This window comes from Ruminococcus flavefaciens ATCC 19208, from assembly GCF_000518765.1.
In the GTDB taxonomy this organism is placed as follows: Bacteria; Bacillota; Clostridia; order Oscillospirales; family Ruminococcaceae; genus Ruminococcus; species Ruminococcus flavefaciens.
Map to the genome: position 1 here is coordinate 102,223 of NZ_JAEF01000007.1, position 16,072 is coordinate 118,294.

A 16,072-nucleotide genomic window follows, 5' to 3' on the forward strand; every position below is an offset into this window, starting at 1 on the left:
AGAGAAATGAAATTCAGGATCAGACATGAAACAAGAGCCTTCCTGTATGGTATCATTATCCCGTGGGGAATCGCCGCAGCAGCGCTTTTGTTATTTATATTTTTGGGTTTTACAATATTTGACGAGCTGCCTGCAAAAATATTCTTCGGAATACTTATTCTTTGCGGTGCAGCCGAGATAATATCCATATTATTGTATATAGCCGAAAAAATATTCGGTACCAAATTGATCATTGAAAGTGACCATATCAAAGTGAAAATGCTGCTGAGACACAGAAAAATCAGCTTTGATGATATCGCAGATGCGAAATACAGGCATTATTACGACAGGACGGAAGAAAAGAATAATCCGTATTCGATACTAACTCAATGTGCTGATGCGGACTTTCGGGCTGTTCCAAAGATCCGCTCACAGATCATATTTTATCTTCTCTCGGGCAAGGTATTCAAGCTCAATGATAAAGCAACAAACTATGAATGGAAACGCGGGCTCTGGATAACTAATCCCGAAATTGATCCCGATGAGGACATTAAGCTTTATCAGGCATATCTGTGCTACCGTTCTGCATGGCACAGATACTATAACACAGGCGATAACGCACTGAAATACGACATAATTTAAAAAGGATATAAAGCAGCTGCTTTATATCCTTTTTATCTTGATATTCACTTTTCGTTGAAAAGACGTATTATCATTTCAATGTGAACTGTTTATGCTCACATTTCAGCTTTAATACTTCTTACTTTATGAGACCTATGCCCCAGATAGTGAAGCTGCCGCTTCCTGTGATTGAAACATCGAGATCTCCAGAAGTCTCCTGATAGTAGCCAAGCTCTGCGTCAGGACCGCCCCATGTGTACTGCTTGTTGCCGTTTACCTTTGTGGTCTTGCCGTTTACAGTAACATTGATGCTGCCCATACCGCTGCTGTTAGCCTTGAATACGATGATGAGTCCCTTGCCCTGAGTCTTGAACTTCATCGGATTACCGCCGTTGAGGTTGTATGAGTAGTTGAGTGACTTGCTGCTGTTATATCCTGAACCTGCGCTCCATGAACCTGCATTGAAGTTACCCAGATCCTTTGGATTTACGTTTACGCAGTTAGCATACTCCATACCATATACAGCCTTTGTAGGAAGCTCATATGAAGCTGAGAGATGCTCGCTCTTCATTGCCTGACGGAAGTAATATGCGAGACAATCTGCAACAAGCTGTCCGCCCTTCTGATGCGGGTGATACTCATCTGTGTAATAGTCGCCCGGCTGGAGGAATCCGCTGTTGAACGCCTTTGTAAGAGCATCGTCCATACTGATTACAGGGATATCGAAGTTCTTACCGATAGGATACATCTGTGACTGGCTTGAGAAGCCGCCCTTTGCACGTGTGATAAGAACGATTACAGCAGGCTCGTTAGGCATATCAAGGAACTTCTTGATACAGCTCTCGAAGCACTTCTTGTACATGATGTCCTCATGGTCGTTAACCGAGAATTCAAGGAAGATGATGTCAGCCTTCTGTGAAACGATCTCCTGCTCGCTGCGGACAAGTCCTACAACTGAAGATGTACCTGAAAGGCCTGCATTGATCTCCTTGAAGCTGCCCTTTGCAAATGTAGACTTTACATAATTTGAGAATGGTGTTGTATAGTTCTTGCCCTCTGTGATGGAACCGCCGAGGTAAGCTATTGTGAGAGGTGAACCAGCTTCAGCTGCTGCAAGCTTGCTGTCAAGTCTGTAGGTATTGCCGAAATGCTTTATCGAGCTCTTGTAGAAGTCAATATACTGAGCAGAAGCTGTCTCCTGATAGTTGTCCCACTTTGATGTGTCGATATCAGGCTTTTCAGGAATGATTATCTCAGGAACCAGACCTGTGCCGCCTGTTACAACTGAGGACTGTGTTCCCTCTGCTGCAACCAGAACATCGTCGATGTAGAAGTCCATAAGATCGCCGGAGGACTCAACTGTCTCAACATAGAGTGTCATATCACCTGCGTTATCGGGCACTGTGAATGATGTATTTTCGATCTTTGTCCACTCACCGCTCTTGCATGAAGCCTTAGCGATAGATGTATATACAGCGCTTCCGCCGCCGTTACCTCCCTGCTGGAGTGAGATCTGGATAGTTGCATCGCTGCCTGAAAGCTGAAGAGCTCCTAAGCTTACGCTGTATGTCTGACCAGCCTTGAAGTCAGAGCCAAGTGCGATAGCTGCACCGTTCCACTCTGCACTTCTGTCTGAAACAAAGAGTGACTTGCCCGAAGTGCCATAGTACGCAGTATCTGATGCTGCAACAGAAGCTCCGCCTCTGCCCGTCCAGTCGCCAACACCTGAATCAAAGTTTTCTTTTATCAAAGTGCTTGCTGCCGGAGGAGCAGTTGTAGTTGCAGTAACTACAGGAGCAGTAGTTGTAGTAGTCTGTGCAGGAGTTGTTCCTACTGAAGCATTGCTTGAATAGCTCTCAGGGAGTCTCGGAACTGTACCCAAGAGGAACTTCTGGATAGCAAGTGCGTCGTTTGAAGTGATACCGCCGCCTGCTTCGCTTACATCTGCATTATATATACCCGGATCACCAAGCTTGTATTTATTAGGATTAGCAAGTGACTGCATTATGAGAACTACGTCACTCATATCAACGTCGCCGTCGTTGTTAGCGTCGCCCCACTTTGATACCTTAGCTTCAAGTGCTGCCTTGATGTCAACAGTTGTTGTAACAACAGGAGCTGCTGTGGTAGTAGTTGTTGTGGTGGTTGTAGCTGTTGTTGTGGTTGTAACGGTCTGTGACTCATTGCCCTTGAAAACATATCTGAAGAATGTATAGAGATGAGGCTTTACAGAGTCAGCACCGTGTCCGCCGCCGGGTATCGACTGGTAAACGTGCTCAACGCCGTTCTTTGTAAGTATACTGCTGTACTGTGACGGGAAAGTACCAACAACTGTGTCATTTGTGCCGCCTGTGATCATAAATACAGCAGGCTCGGGACCAACGTCTCTGAACTTCATTTCGCTCTCCTGCATACAGCCCGGATGCTGCATATACATATCCGAACCCGGTGTAATACCCGGTGCAGGACAAGCACCGCCTACGTAGCCAAATACGTCAGGACGCATAAGTCCGCAGTAGATAGCCTCACGGCCGCCCATTGAGAAACCTGTGATAGCTGTATTCTCTCTGCCTTCCTTTATTGGATAGTTCTCCTTGATGAAAGGAAGAAGACTGTCTGTAACGTCATAGAGGAAGTTATCGTACTCTGCACAGGTCTGCTGGTTGATACCGCTCGGGCCGCTCATAGTCTTACTTGTAAACATATTAGGTGTTACAACGATGAACTCCTCAGCCTTGCCGCTTGACATAAGACCTGTCATAAGCTCCTGTACGCCCATACCGTTTACCATGTCGTTTTCGCTGCCCATGATACCGTGGAGAACGAACATTACAGGATATTTTTTACTTGAATCATAGTTAGGAGGCAGGATCACATTACAAGTTTTCTGCTTGCCTGTGAATTTACACATATAGGTCTTTTTCTCGACCTTGCACTTGCTGGTCTGCTCTGCTCCGTTTGGAACAGTTGTAGGCATATCGTTCTTTATCTCAGCGTTAAGACCTGACTTTGCATTTCCGCCGCTGCCTGCATCTGCGCCTATAGTGTTATTAGTATCGTTGAAGCCGCCTGCAAAGCCGCTCCAGTCCATGCCGCCTCCGTTGCCGCCCCAGCCTCCGAAGCCGCCGCCTACATTGCCGCCTGTAACACTGCCTGTATCAATATTACCGACAGCAGCTGAAGATGAAAACGGAATACTTGCTGCGATCATCATTGCAGATACGGTTCCGCTGATGATCTTTTTTACTCTTGAACTTTTCACTTCGATCACTCCTTTTGTTTTTTAACGGTTCCGAGCTTAATGCCAAAAAGCCAGAACAGTACAATGCTCCGCATCGGAAAGCGATCAGTTTTTGTCATGCAAATGAATAGAGGGAACTGACTTATCTCCGAAGCGAAAAAACGAAACAGGTTATTGTGTTTTAACATATTACACCCAAAGTTGTTTTTATGACAATTGTTTGTAAGATTTACACAATATCTTCAATACAACTATACAATATATATCAAAAAAAGTAAAGGTGTAATATCAAATTCGGCAATTTTTGGTCACATTTTAGCAATAAGCGGTCAACAAAACCGCAATATTTTGCTGTTTTTAACTGATTTGTGACAACATTTTTACCTATTTCTAAAACAAATAGCATTTTATTAACCTGTACCGATAAAAAATATGAACGCTTACGAAAAAACGTAAGCGTTCATATAGGTTTTGCACTTATTTTATGCCTCGCAGTTATTATCTATAATTACTTGCAGGATTAGGATAAACTCGGTATGCAGGACCGTTTTCGCTCTTATAGCCGTCACCTGCCCAGACTTCTACTTGTGCTGGATCATCAAGACGATAAACTATCAGCCAGCGTACAAGCGGCAGGCTTCCGCCATCCTCACGCTTATTATAAGGCATTTTAACCTGGAAATTATCCCCCTTCTGCTCTCCCATTTTCATATCAAGCTCGGAACACATTCTCTGCACGAATGTTTTATATCTCTTGTCCGAGTAATCCCATGTTCTGAAAACGTGAGTAATATGCGAAGGATTCTTCCAGTCACTGCCTGTGGAATGTGTGCAGCCGTCAACTCTTGCAACAACGGTAAAACGATAATTTCCTTCCTGAGCAAGAGGTGTGTTAAGGTTGTCTATTCTCAGTGAATAAGTGCTCGAAACGCCTTTGTACTCGGTCGTAGTGTTTATAACATGACCGTCCGCAGTTGCCTCATAAGCGACCCATTTATTCTGGGGAGTATAGAAAGAAGCATACGCATCTTCGTCCTCAAGCGCCTGCATAGCTGCCATATAGATGGTTCTGCCGTTTTCAACGGTAGCCTTCTTTTTGGCATAGTTGATATATCCCAATATAGAAGGAACGACCACGGCTCCAAGAACGCCGATTATTGCAAGGACTACTATAAGCTCGATCAATGTAAATCCTTTCGTTTTTCTCATATCCGCAGCCTCCTTCTCTATCAAAATAAACATATTATTCCTTAGTTATATAATACTACACATTTCAACAAAAATGATGTATAATTTATGAACATTGCACCATATCTGCGTATTTTCGTGGCTTTAAACAGTGCGCATCATTACTGATTGTAAAAAATAACGAATGCAAATCAGCGTATATTATACATTCCGGAATTTATAAATTAGCATACAAAATATGTATAATATCTCCAAAAAGTTAAAAACAATTTTCATATGAAGTGATTCAAAAGAATTAAAAGCTGCGCAAAGTGTGCTGCTATTGTCGGAAATATTGAAAAAATGAACTGAACAGGACAAAACAGAGGCACTAAAACGAATGCCTCTATTTTATCATATTCCTGATTTGTTACTCTATCGTATCGCAATGCATACAGTTCTTTCTCGGAAACTTATCCGATTCGGGCGTATCCTTTACGCAGGATTGAACTTATCCTTTCCCTGCTTGCACCTCGGACATTTCCAGTCGTCGGGCAAGTCCTCGAACGCAACGCCGTCATGCTCCGCAGGATCATAGACATAACCGCATATAGAACATACATATTTGCCTGTCGCTTTCTTTTCCGAGAAATCCACCTCTGCAAGAACAGTAGGCACAGGATTATCCAAGTCCATAATTCGTTTTGCTTCAAGGTTTTCATAGCCCTGCGGTGTATGTGTACCACAGTAAACAGTCGGGTTGTTCCTTACGAATTCACGCACACGGTCAAGAGTTTCACGAGCCGCAGATAAGTCATCATATACAACAGACAGCTTGTTCTCACAAAGCGCTTCGTCCACATAGGTGATGTCACCGTGAAGCATATAGAACAGTCCGTCATTCTCGGCAATAATAATACTGTTGCCGTTAGTATGTCCCTTCGCTTTGATAAGATAAACGCCTTCGGCTATCTTCTGGCTTTCGGGGAAGTTATGATATGCGCCGTCCGTAAACTTCACGGTAACTATGTTTTCAAGCCCCTGCAATTCAGCTGCGGATACTTCATCTTCGTTCACATATATCTTAGCGTTGGGAAAAGACTTTAACTCGCCCGAATGGTCGTTGTGTTTATGAGTCAGCAGAATCTTAGTGACCTGTTCGGGCTGATAGCCGAGAGCTGCAAAAGCCTCCATATAGCTGCAAATATCCTTACCTGTAAAGATCGGTGAGTTCTCATCGGGCACTTCTTCGGGCGTTCCCGCAGGAAGACCTGTATCCACAAGAATGACTTCATCGCCTGTGTCAATCAGATAGTTCTGCAAACTGCCGCGATAACGGATATTCTTGTCATATTTCTCCGCACCGTCCTCACCGCCCATAACAAAAGGCTGTGTATAAAATCCGTCTTTTCTGAATTTAACTGCTTTGATCTCCATAGTTTTCCTCCTTGTTACGGAAAAGGCTGCCGATGTCATACCGACAGCCTTTTTATATTACTTTTCAGCAGGCTCCCACTTGCATCTTACGGGAGAAACAATAGAACCGTCTTTTTTCATATCAGCCATTGCTTTGTCAACCACTTTGCGGTCAAGACCTGTCAGCTCAGCGATCTTGCCTGCATTCAGCGGTTCACCAGCCTTTTTCATTGCTTCAAGTATCTGTTCCTTTTCTGCCATTTGTGTAACCTCCTATATTTCGATTTCTTCTTTGTTATGCTCGTTGGAAGAAGCGCATATCAGTCTTTCAGGCGTGATCAGAACTACGCATTTGAGTTCCATAGCGCCCTTGAAAGTGTCCTTCGTAAGCTTACAGTAATGCTCATAGGCTTCGCCCTCATTCACAAGTTCCGCCGTCCCCTTTATCTGGTAGGCTTCGCCCGTCAGCGGATTTGCACAGGCAACAGCGACCTTGCCGTTTGACTTTATATTTTCCAGAGTGGTTTCAAGCAGAAGAGCGCCTAACACAAGTTTTCCGTCATCACATACACGCTTGAAGCCGACGGGAACAACATTCGGCTCATCACCGCAGGTCGCTATATACCAAAGATTTTCATTGAAAACCTTTTTTACATTGTCGGGTAACATTGCGATCAAAGCTGATGGTTCAGCCAGTTCTGGAGACCGATCTTTTCGATCAGTTCAAGCTGCTGCTCAGCCCAGTACAGGTCTTCTTCCTCGTCCTGATAATATGTCTTCAGCATATCAAAGGTGGAGTAATCGTCTCTTGCTTCCTCTACCAGAGTTTTCAGCCAAGCAAGACCGTCCTTAGAAGTCTGGAGATCATACTTGATATACTCTACAATATCAGTGAAAACGGGTTCTTCTTTCTTCGCGCCGTTCTTAACTTCACCGCCGAGATCGAGGATACGGTCGATGCACTTGTCAACATAGCCTCTTTCTTCTGCTGCGTGTCCTGCGTACTTTGCTCCGAGCTTGGAAAAGCCCTGTGCTGCGAATATCTTCGACTGGATAGCGTGACCGTCCGCCTGCTGTGCGAGATCGGTAACTATGATCTGTAAACCTTCAAGAATTCTTTTTGTATCTGCCATGATGACATACCTCCGTTTATTTATGATTTTCGGCAAGCTTTCTGCCTGCCATAGTAAAATCTTAACAGACAAGGCAGGATATGTCAATTTAGAAATCCCCCCCACTTTACAAAAGGATTTTATAAAATGGGGTAAATTACAAAAATTCAATCATTTTCAGCGGGATATAGATACTGTTTCAGCGGTTCGGGCAGGCTCTTATCCCATATTTCAGCGACCTGTTGCGGCGAGAAGTGCATATCTCCAAGCAGCCATTCAAGCATAAACTGCACGAGTCCATAAGAATAGAACTTTATTATTCCCATGGTCTCATCGGGGATATACTCAGTCATCAGGTGTTTCTGAACTTCTGCTTTCAAAGCTGCTGTATTGATTCTCCGGACGTTCTCAATGAACGAATCCTGACCGCTTGTGTGTTTCAGAGCATTTTTGATAAACTCGGAGTTATCGGAATAGTATAAGGCGGCACCAAGCAGGCAATCCTTCCACAGAAAAGTCTTGTTGTCGATCCTACACATGATCTCACGCACATGGTTTGTATATATCCATACGATCATATCGTACTTGTCTTTGAAATGATTGTAGAAGGTTGGCTGCGACATACCACAGTTATTCGTTATATCGGTTATTGTTATCCTGTCGATACGCTTTGTCTGCACAAGCTCAAGAAAAGATTCGGCAAGAAGCTCTTTTGTGGTTTTCCTTTTCATTGCTATCACCTTGAAAAGTTATTTTTTTATTATTTTACCATAAGTCGCTGTATAAGTCAATCTATCCCCAAAGCAAGCCCGATTTTGCCGCCGATATCAAAATCACACAAAGAAAGGAACGTGATACAATAAGAAAATGCAACCGAACGATCACTATATTCTGTACAGAAAAAACAGATGTATTAATGAACAAGCTGAGATTAAAATACTTTAATACTAAGCCGATTAATAATTTTTGTGGGATTTGACAAATAAAAAGCAGAACGGCGAGTGTAATTCATACTACACTCGCCGCCAAAATATTTTGATATAAAAATTAATCCTCATCTTCAGGCAATAAATTACTATTGAAGGAGAAGCTGAAAGATAATATCATGCCTGAAGCCAACCGCAGATGCGGAACTTTTATTAAAGTCCAAGTAACATTTTCTGTATAGCCTGTGCATCACCGACAGTCAGACCGTCACCTGTAACATCACCGTTTGCTATACCCTGTGGAGTAATATGGTTCTTGTCTGTACCGTTTTCACCATATTTATTCGGATTTGCAAGAGCCTGCATAATGAGAACTACATCGCTCATATCAAGCTGATCGTCACAGTTAGCATCACCTTTCATAACCATTGGGACAGGTGTATCAACTGTTGTGACAGCAGTTGTGGACACAGTTGTTGTTACAGTCGTAGTTGTAGTAGTAACAGTGCTTGTATTCGTGGTCGTTGTGGTCGTCACTTCGGGAGCATTATCCAGTATCTCCTCAAAGAACGCCATATTCCATACCAAGCCTGCCTGCCAGTCAAGAGCAGGACTGTTTACCGACCATGCTTCAATGGAATCAACATAGCATTTCTGCGGAGATGTTTTATCGGGAGCAAGTCCCAAAGAGCGTACATACTGGTCAGCTACCCAAGTATAAGGGCCGCCTACCATAACTCCGTCGGGAGCCTTCGGATAGTTCTTGTCAAGCTCATATCCCCAGTATTCATCAACAGGATTTTGCGCATGATATGAACCGCAGCCTGTAACATATGAGAAACCAAGTCCGTTTCTGCCGAAAATATAATCTAAAGCCTGCAAAGCTCCGTTCAGGTATTTTTTATCGTCTGTTGCATCATAAGCGTATGCCATTATCAAAGCATTATTCGCAATTGTACTGTTAGAGCCGATTCCGTAGCCTGCATATGAATCTTGCGGATAGGTGTATGGGTCATACCACTGTACATTCTTGTACGGAACGCCCATGCCATTATTTTTCGTATCGCTTTCAAGATCAAGATACTTATTGGCGGTAGACGTAAGGTTTTTCTTTATCGTTGCCTTATCAGCATCTGTTGTCTTATCGCTGAGATAAAGCGATAGAGTTCCGCAGCCTATCTTATTGTTTCTGTCAAATGAACAGAATTCACCATCGGATTCGATCATAGGAAGATAGGTCGGAACACCAAAAGCATAGCACTGCTTAGCCTCATCAGATGTTTCCAAGCTCTTGAATTCTTTCAGGTAATCATAGTAGGTTTCGTCGCCTGTAGTTGCAAAGAGCTCACAAGCTGCCCAGTAAGCATCATCATCAACATCAGAATTGTATGAATCAGTATCATGATAGGAAGTAAAAGGAACAAAATGAACATCTGACCTCCATGCATCGTCACTGTGTATACCTTCTTTGTATTCAAAATCAGCTTTGTATTTTATGACGGCTTCCCATGATTTCTTTGCATGTTCAAGGCATTCCTGCGCAAAGTCATCATCAATTCCCTTCCACAAACGAGCAGCCTGTGCTGCACAGGCTATCATATTAAACGTAGCACTGTATGTAGGCGGACAAATAATACGAGGCATCTCATAATCGCCGATGTAATTCAAAGGAGAATACGGTACAGGCTCGTAATATACGTTCTTTACCCTGTCGTAAACAAAATCCGCATATTCTTCGCCCCATATGCTGTCCTTTTCGGGATCAACTATCATTCTGAACATGAATTCAAGTTCGTATCTTGCTTCGTCAAGGATATCGGGAGTACCTGCACAGCTCACACTTTTGCCTGATATACTGTATTCGCTTGGAACAGAAATGGTCTTGCCATCAGCCCATTTGCCTTCAGTTCCGTTTTCCTTTGATCTTTCGTACATATTCTGAAGAAGCCATACAGTATTTCCGCCGCTTGAAATACTCTTGCAATGATTGTCCGGGTCATACCAACCGCCGGAAACGTCCAGAGAGACATATTTATCTATAGATGAATCTACATAATAGCTACGAACAAAATATTCATTATGCCATCTTGACTGAACGTATGCAACATCTTTCTTAAAAGGGTCCTTATGGGCAATAGTATTCTTATCTCCTGAGGTAACATACTTCGCTTCCACATCAGAACCCGAGCGTTTCTGATAGTAGTAATTAAGTGCGTTTCTGAGGACGTTTTTATAGATGTCATCACCTATGCTGAACTCATGACTGATATTTTTACCGTCGTCCTTCTTATCGTCCATAACTATTTTATATACGCCGGGAGTATTGAACTTTGAAAAGTCAACTATATGGCAGTACTCACCAGCCATCTCATCATATCCGGCAGGCTCGCTCTTACCTGTATATACAGTCTCACCGTCCTTGTCGACAAGCTCGAAACCAATAGCTTCTTTATCCTTTTCGGTAACATATGTAGCCTTTTTATCTGCTGTTGTGTAATATCCGACCTGATTAAGACGCACATCACTTTTGGGTATAGTTAAGCCCAAAGTGCTGTCAGCAGGCCAGCCGCAGACTGCATTGGCGGGATCCTCATCACAGGTGAGACACTCGATAGACATATCATCGAACCATATCTCATCGCCCTCCTTAGCATTTCCCTGATACTGTGTACCCCTTGCATACTGGAATACCCACTGGCATCCCTCAAGATCTTTAGTAGGCTTGAATACACCCTCAATTGTCTGCCATTCAGTTGTGAGATTTAATGCTTTTTGCGGCCACTGACCTTCCATATCAGGTCCCATGTGCATATCCATTGATCCACCGTCAAGCTCGAAGTACTCTTCCTGACCATTGAGAGCACCGATATATGAGCAAAGCTCCATGCCATATCTGTTTCCCTTGACTTTAAAGCTTACTTTGTACTCGTGACCCTGTTTGAAATTCAAGTTTCTGTGCCTGAACTGAAGATCCCATTTTTCCTTATCAGCACCTGTAGGCACTAATATCTGGATATGGAACGTCCCGTCCTTGATATCAAAATTTTGCCTTGCAGGACTTGCTGAACAGATATTCCACGGCAAAGATTTACTTTCAAACGAAGTTTCACCAAGTACCTGAACAGCCGACGACTGCAAGGGGGCAAGATAAGCAGCAGTTGATGTTGCTAACATTGCCATTGACATAATGCCTGAGATCATTTTTTTTGTTTTTTTATGCATTTTTTAACCCTCCCTTTAATATATGCATTATACAATTATTATACATTATTAAGAGTGAATAGTCAAGATTTTTTGTTGAATAGTGCAAGACTTTTGGTAAAAATGTGATCAGAAATCTCCATTTTTAAAATTCACTTTCAAAAGCAGAATAAAAGAAACAGGTACATAAAAAATAAAAGGCAGCATAGCTGCCTTTTATTAGTTAAAACAGATCAACACTCGCCCTTGATGAACTTTCTGAGCAGTTCAAGATCGGTCTCATTTATAACATCATCGCCGTTCATATCTGCGGCACCGAAATTCTTTACGTCACCGTTTACAATTGCTTTTTTCATACCGCAAAGGTCATAAACATCAACTTCTCCGTCTCCGTTGACATCTCCGAGAGCGTATTTCTCATCACGTTTATCCGTTCTCCACCAGTTGATATTGTAAAGATAACCGTCTCCGCCCACAAACTTAAAGTAAATATCATGCTTGCCATTGGTCTCCTGTATCGAGCAAGCCTGTGTATTCCATGTCTGCCAGCCGCCTGAGCTCTTGATATCCATTCTGCCTATAACATTGCCGTTAGGATCGTCAACTCGTATTTCAAGCTGTGCTCTTGCACCGTTTGAACCAATACGGAAGTCGATCTTCTTTACTCCTGTAAGGTCAATGTCCTTGAAGCCGATATAGTCATTGTTCTCGGCATATGCAACATCAAGTCCGCCCTCTGAACAGTTTTCGGTATCTATGCCAGACTTTATGTCATATTTTTCAGCCTGCACAACCTTGCCGAGAGATACGATGCCCGGCTTGAATGATGAAGTAGTTACAGTCGGTGTGCTTGAAGTTGTCTTGGTCGTTGTCTTTGAAGTAGTTTTTGTGGTTGTGGTAGTTGTTGAAGTCTTTGTGGTAGTTTTAATAGTAGTTGTTGTAGTAGTTGGCTGTTCATTTTCAGAACCTACGTAAACTGCTTCTACTGTTGCATCGCCTTCAAGTCTTACCTTGATAGAAGCTGTAGTAGTATCGCCGTTTGTTATCCTTGCGCCGTTAACCTTCCAGTGTGAGAAGGTCTTGCCTTCAAGCGGAAGCGCCTTTATATAAATATCGTAATCCGTGTGATATTTGCCGCTCCAGCTGCTTATCCTTCCGAGCTCAAGAGTATTGAGCTTTATGCTTCCGTTGTCGGCAGAGTTCACTACAGTAAGTCTGCGCGGCTCGGAAGAAAGCTTTGCAGCAGAACGCAGTGTACGTTCAGCATGGGAATAACGCTGAGCATAGAACTCGATAACGGTATTAATATCGCCGTCAAAGCGTCTTTCGGCGTTTGAGCCTGATAAGCTGCCCGAATGGAAACGTGAATATGTATCAATTATCTGCTGTCTGAAATTGTTCCTGTAGCTTTCTATGACCTTTTTCGTTCTTTCGGGAGTAAAGTTATAATTTGCAAGGTCCATCATAGTTCTTGCAAATTTAAGCCTGAACTGCTCATTGTTCATAAGGCTGTTGAACACCCTTGCAAGCTGACAGTTGCTTTCGCGTATACGTCTGAAGCCGTCAGCTGAATATACCTTATCCTCTGTGCCGTAAAGTCCCTGTCCCGATTCGGTATCAAAGACTACCATTCTCCACTTGCCGTCGGCATATGGATTTTCAGCATCTACAGCATTTGAACGCCATGCCATAAAGTTGTTCTGCGGCCAGTCGGCATTGCACCAGTAGATCTGAGCTGCAAAATAGTCCATAACAGACTGGATATCGAACTTGCTGCAAAACTCATCATATGACATACTGCCGTTTGATATGCCGTCGCAGGCTCTGCGCCAGTCGTTGAGATCGCTGTCGCTTCCCTCTTCAAGTCCGTTGTTCTTTATTACTGCAACATCGCTCTTCTTAACGCCGTAATGATCGCTGAAATAGCTCTTGCCAAGCTTTTCCATTACCTGATAGATTCCCCAGAATTCACCGTCTATCAGTACGATACACTCAGAAGTAGCCTGAGTTGCGAATGCTCTGTCAGTCACAAGGCTCTGGTTTATACTGTCGCGGAAAAATGCACCTGTATTGTCATTTCCGCCGTTACGGAGGACGATACCGTCATATTTCTTGATAGCTTTTCCGTTCTTAGCCTTTGTTGCCTTTCCGGAGAAGAAGTCGTATTCAAACTCCTCTTTTCCATAATCACTGCGGGTGTATACATTGAAGCTCTTCTGAGCAAGACATCTTGAGTATGCACCCTTTATGCGGATGCCCACATTCTGCTCGATGACCTTTTCACCGTTATCAAACATTGTGAATACAGCAGGACGCTCCCAGTCTCTGCCCTTCATGGTGTAATTTGCTTTTATTTCCCACGGCCACTTGTCTTCGCTGCCGTGTTTATTCTCTTCATAAACTCTTCCGAGGCAGTATATGCCCTTATTCTCGTCAAAGAGATTTGCATGATCGGTAACAATTGATACTACCTTCATGTTTTTATAATATCCGGAATTCGTCTTGCCTACAAGGTATACCTTTGTAATGTATTCACTTGGGCGTCCCTCACCGTCAACTGCAACAGCTCTTATTACAGCTGCTTTATCAACGTTTCCGCGAGGTGCTTCTGCACCGTTCGGAACTATATCTGTACGGGCACTGAGACGGTTCTCGTTATCGGTCATATCCTTGATAGTAAGCGGCTCGGTGTACTTTTTAGAGCCGTATACAGGATCGCTGCCATCTGTTGTGTAGTATATATCGCAGCCCTCATCAGCTGTGAGCGTAAGCTTGAAATCGCTGTCATAAAGACCGCTTTCATGTGAAAATACAGGAGCATGTACAGCATTTGTACCCTCGGGTTCTGTATTTTTCTTGTCTGGAGTGCAATTAAGAACATAATACTCTCCGCTTCCCTCTGGATACTGACCGAATGATGTATCCGCTGCAAGAGAACCGACAGTAATTGTATTGACTGCATTTCCATTTGCATCTGACAGTAAAAGAGTCTCGCCGGAAGCTGAAATACCGAATGGAGCTATGCTTTTGTTGTTTGCTGCTGCGTCGCTGTCACAGAAGACAACAAGTCTTCCCTCGGCAGCTATACGAGTTCCGCTCGGGAAAACATACTTAAAGGGCTGATCCTCTTTATCGGAAAGTCCCCACCCCGAAATATCAGCCTCTGTCTTGCTGTTGTTGTACAGCTCGATCCAGTCATAACAGTTCCCGTCTGCTGCGTGATATGTTGTGTTCTTTGAGCAGACTTCGTTGAATGTCACCTGTCCGTTTGTCTCAGCAATTGCAGGAAGGTATGTCGCTGATTGCAGCAGCATACCAAGACATAGTATTCCCGCAATACTACGACTTTTAGTTTTTGCTTTCATTTTCCTCCACCTCATCTGAAAAAATAATCCTCGGTTGCTGCCATAATAAAATCAGTGTTTAAAAAAATCATATATAATATTTTTGTGTCAATGGTCAAATATATTTCTAATAATGGCAGCTTAATCATTATAGCATATACGCAAGGCTATTTCAAGCCTTTTAACCGATTTTTTTATTTGTTTAAAGTAAAAAATTCATGGTAAAAAGGCTCACTCTATTGTCACTATGTTGCTATTGCATAAAAAATTAAACAATCGATCGCTTATTATATCGATATTGCGGAGAGTATTATTTTAGCTATTTTATACAACGCAGAAACGTTCCAAAACAGATCAATGACAAAATATAAAAACTAATTTGTAATATTTGTAACAACCAATCGCAGCAAAACGCACAAATTAAATCATACAATCAGCATAATAGGATACTAAAAATACAGTTTGCATTTTTCACAGAGTAATTTTTCAAAAAGAATATTCGATTTGTAAATTATGCGAGCGCAATAATATACTAATATTTAGTCAAAAATAGCAAAAAATGTCATTTTCGTGCTAAAAAATGAGTCTCTTTAAATTATAGAAAATAAGAAAATCCCAACCCCAAATAGAGAATTCAACCAAAAAAGTAGTAAAAAAACAATCAAAAATGTGCAGGAGAGGCTTGAATCAGGCTAATATGGAAGAATCAGCAAATTTCGACTTGAATTGTTCACAGAAATGTAATAAAATGTACGTAAAGAAACGCCGCAAAAGTCCAACTCAACTTTTGCGATTTTCTTTAATTGTAAAGGATATCATTTATTACGAAACGAAAGTGAGGAATGATCGACATGAAAAAGAGCAATTTCAAAAGATTGGTCAGCGCAGGTATGACTGCGATGATGGCTGTTTCATGTATTCCATCGGGTCCTGCTGCATTGGTAGCAAATGCTGCTGACGCCCAGCAGAGAGGAAACATCGGCGGATACGATTATGAAATGTGGAACCAGAACAGTCAGGGTCAGGTTTCAATGCAGCCGGGCGCAGGATCATTTACCTGCTCAT

At 42.7% G+C, this 16,072-nt stretch carries 11 protein-coding genes; 2 read left to right on the top strand and 9 right to left on the bottom strand.

Going from position 1 to position 16,072, the window contains the following annotated elements:
* Positions 1-6: 6 nt before the first annotated feature.
* A complete protein-coding gene (locus L870_RS0102705) occupies positions 7-621 on the top strand; it encodes a hypothetical protein (RefSeq protein WP_028516826.1) in 615 nt (204 codons plus the stop codon).
* 118 nt (positions 622-739) lie between these two features.
* Here the strand turns inward: L870_RS0102705 and L870_RS18260 are convergent, their stop codons facing one another.
* From L870_RS18260 to L870_RS16395, 9 genes are all read right to left on the bottom strand, one after another.
* Positions 740-3,862 carry a carbohydrate binding domain-containing protein gene (locus L870_RS18260; RefSeq protein ID WP_051411361.1) on the bottom strand — a complete coding sequence of 1,041 codons (3,123 nt, stop codon included), beginning with the start codon at positions 3,860-3,862 and terminating at the stop codon, positions 740-742.
* 477 nt (positions 3,863-4,339) lie between these two features.
* The gene (locus L870_RS18265; protein ID WP_051411363.1) at positions 4,340-5,050 is read right to left on the bottom strand and encodes a type II secretion system protein; all 711 of its coding nucleotides are present in this window, start codon (positions 5,048-5,050) and stop codon (positions 4,340-4,342) included.
* Between the two features lie 453 nt (positions 5,051-5,503).
* Entirely contained in the window at positions 5,504-6,445 is a 942-nt protein-coding gene (locus L870_RS19845; protein WP_028516827.1) for an MBL fold metallo-hydrolase, read from the bottom strand.
* A 57-nt stretch (positions 6,446-6,502) separates the two neighbouring features.
* Positions 6,503-6,685 (bottom strand): HTH domain-containing protein, encoded by a 183-nt coding sequence (locus L870_RS0102725; protein ID WP_028516828.1) that lies wholly within the window; start codon positions 6,683-6,685, stop codon positions 6,503-6,505.
* Between the two features lie 12 nt (positions 6,686-6,697).
* Positions 6,698-7,093, bottom strand: a complete 396-nt coding sequence (locus L870_RS0102730; RefSeq protein WP_028516829.1) for a pyridoxamine 5'-phosphate oxidase family protein — start codon at positions 7,091-7,093, stop codon at positions 6,698-6,700.
* Positions 7,094-7,098: 5 nt separating this feature from the next.
* Positions 7,099-7,557, bottom strand: a complete 459-nt coding sequence (locus L870_RS0102735; RefSeq protein WP_028516830.1) for a ferritin-like domain-containing protein — start codon at positions 7,555-7,557, stop codon at positions 7,099-7,101.
* A gap of 146 nt (positions 7,558-7,703) precedes the next feature.
* Positions 7,704-8,267 (bottom strand): TetR/AcrR family transcriptional regulator C-terminal domain-containing protein, encoded by a 564-nt coding sequence (locus L870_RS0102740; RefSeq protein ID WP_028516831.1) that lies wholly within the window; start codon positions 8,265-8,267, stop codon positions 7,704-7,706.
* A gap of 408 nt (positions 8,268-8,675) precedes the next feature.
* Entirely contained in the window at positions 8,676-11,684 is a 3,009-nt protein-coding gene (locus L870_RS16390) for a glycoside hydrolase family 9 protein (RefSeq protein WP_028516832.1), read from the bottom strand.
* 212 nt (positions 11,685-11,896) lie between these two features.
* Positions 11,897-15,028, bottom strand: a complete 3,132-nt coding sequence (locus L870_RS16395) for a CotH kinase family protein (protein ID WP_051411364.1) — start codon at positions 15,026-15,028, stop codon at positions 11,897-11,899.
* A gap of 830 nt (positions 15,029-15,858) precedes the next feature.
* On the opposite strand from L870_RS16395, the gene L870_RS20130 reads away from it, so the two are divergent.
* Positions 15,859-16,072 (top strand): hypothetical protein (locus L870_RS20130; protein ID WP_207637706.1); only part of this gene is annotated, 214 nt, incomplete at its 3' end.

Excerpts from the sequence above, each read along its gene's own strand:
- L870_RS0102705 (WP_028516826.1), top strand. The coding sequence starts at position 7 with ATGAAATTCAGGATCAGACATGAAACAAGAGCCTTCCTGTATGGTATC.
- L870_RS18265 (WP_051411363.1), bottom strand. The coding sequence starts at position 5,050 with ATGAGAAAAACGAAAGGATTTACATTGATCGAGCTTATAGTAGTCCTT.
- L870_RS19845 (WP_028516827.1), bottom strand. The coding sequence starts at position 6,445 with ATGGAGATCAAAGCAGTTAAATTCAGAAAAGACGGATTTTATACACAG.
- L870_RS0102725 (WP_028516828.1), bottom strand. The coding sequence starts at position 6,685 with ATGGCAGAAAAGGAACAGATACTTGAAGCAATGAAAAAGGCTGGTGAA.
- L870_RS0102730 (WP_028516829.1), bottom strand. The coding sequence starts at position 7,093 with ATGTTACCCGACAATGTAAAAAAGGTTTTCAATGAAAATCTTTGGTAT.
- L870_RS0102735 (WP_028516830.1), bottom strand. The coding sequence starts at position 7,557 with ATGGCAGATACAAAAAGAATTCTTGAAGGTTTACAGATCATAGTTACC.
- L870_RS0102740 (WP_028516831.1), bottom strand. The coding sequence starts at position 8,267 with ATGAAAAGGAAAACCACAAAAGAGCTTCTTGCCGAATCTTTTCTTGAG.
- L870_RS16390 (WP_028516832.1), bottom strand. The coding sequence starts at position 11,684 with ATGCATAAAAAAACAAAAAAAATGATCTCAGGCATTATGTCAATGGCA.
- L870_RS16395 (WP_051411364.1), bottom strand. The coding sequence starts at position 15,028 with ATGAAAGCAAAAACTAAAAGTCGTAGTATTGCGGGAATACTATGTCTT.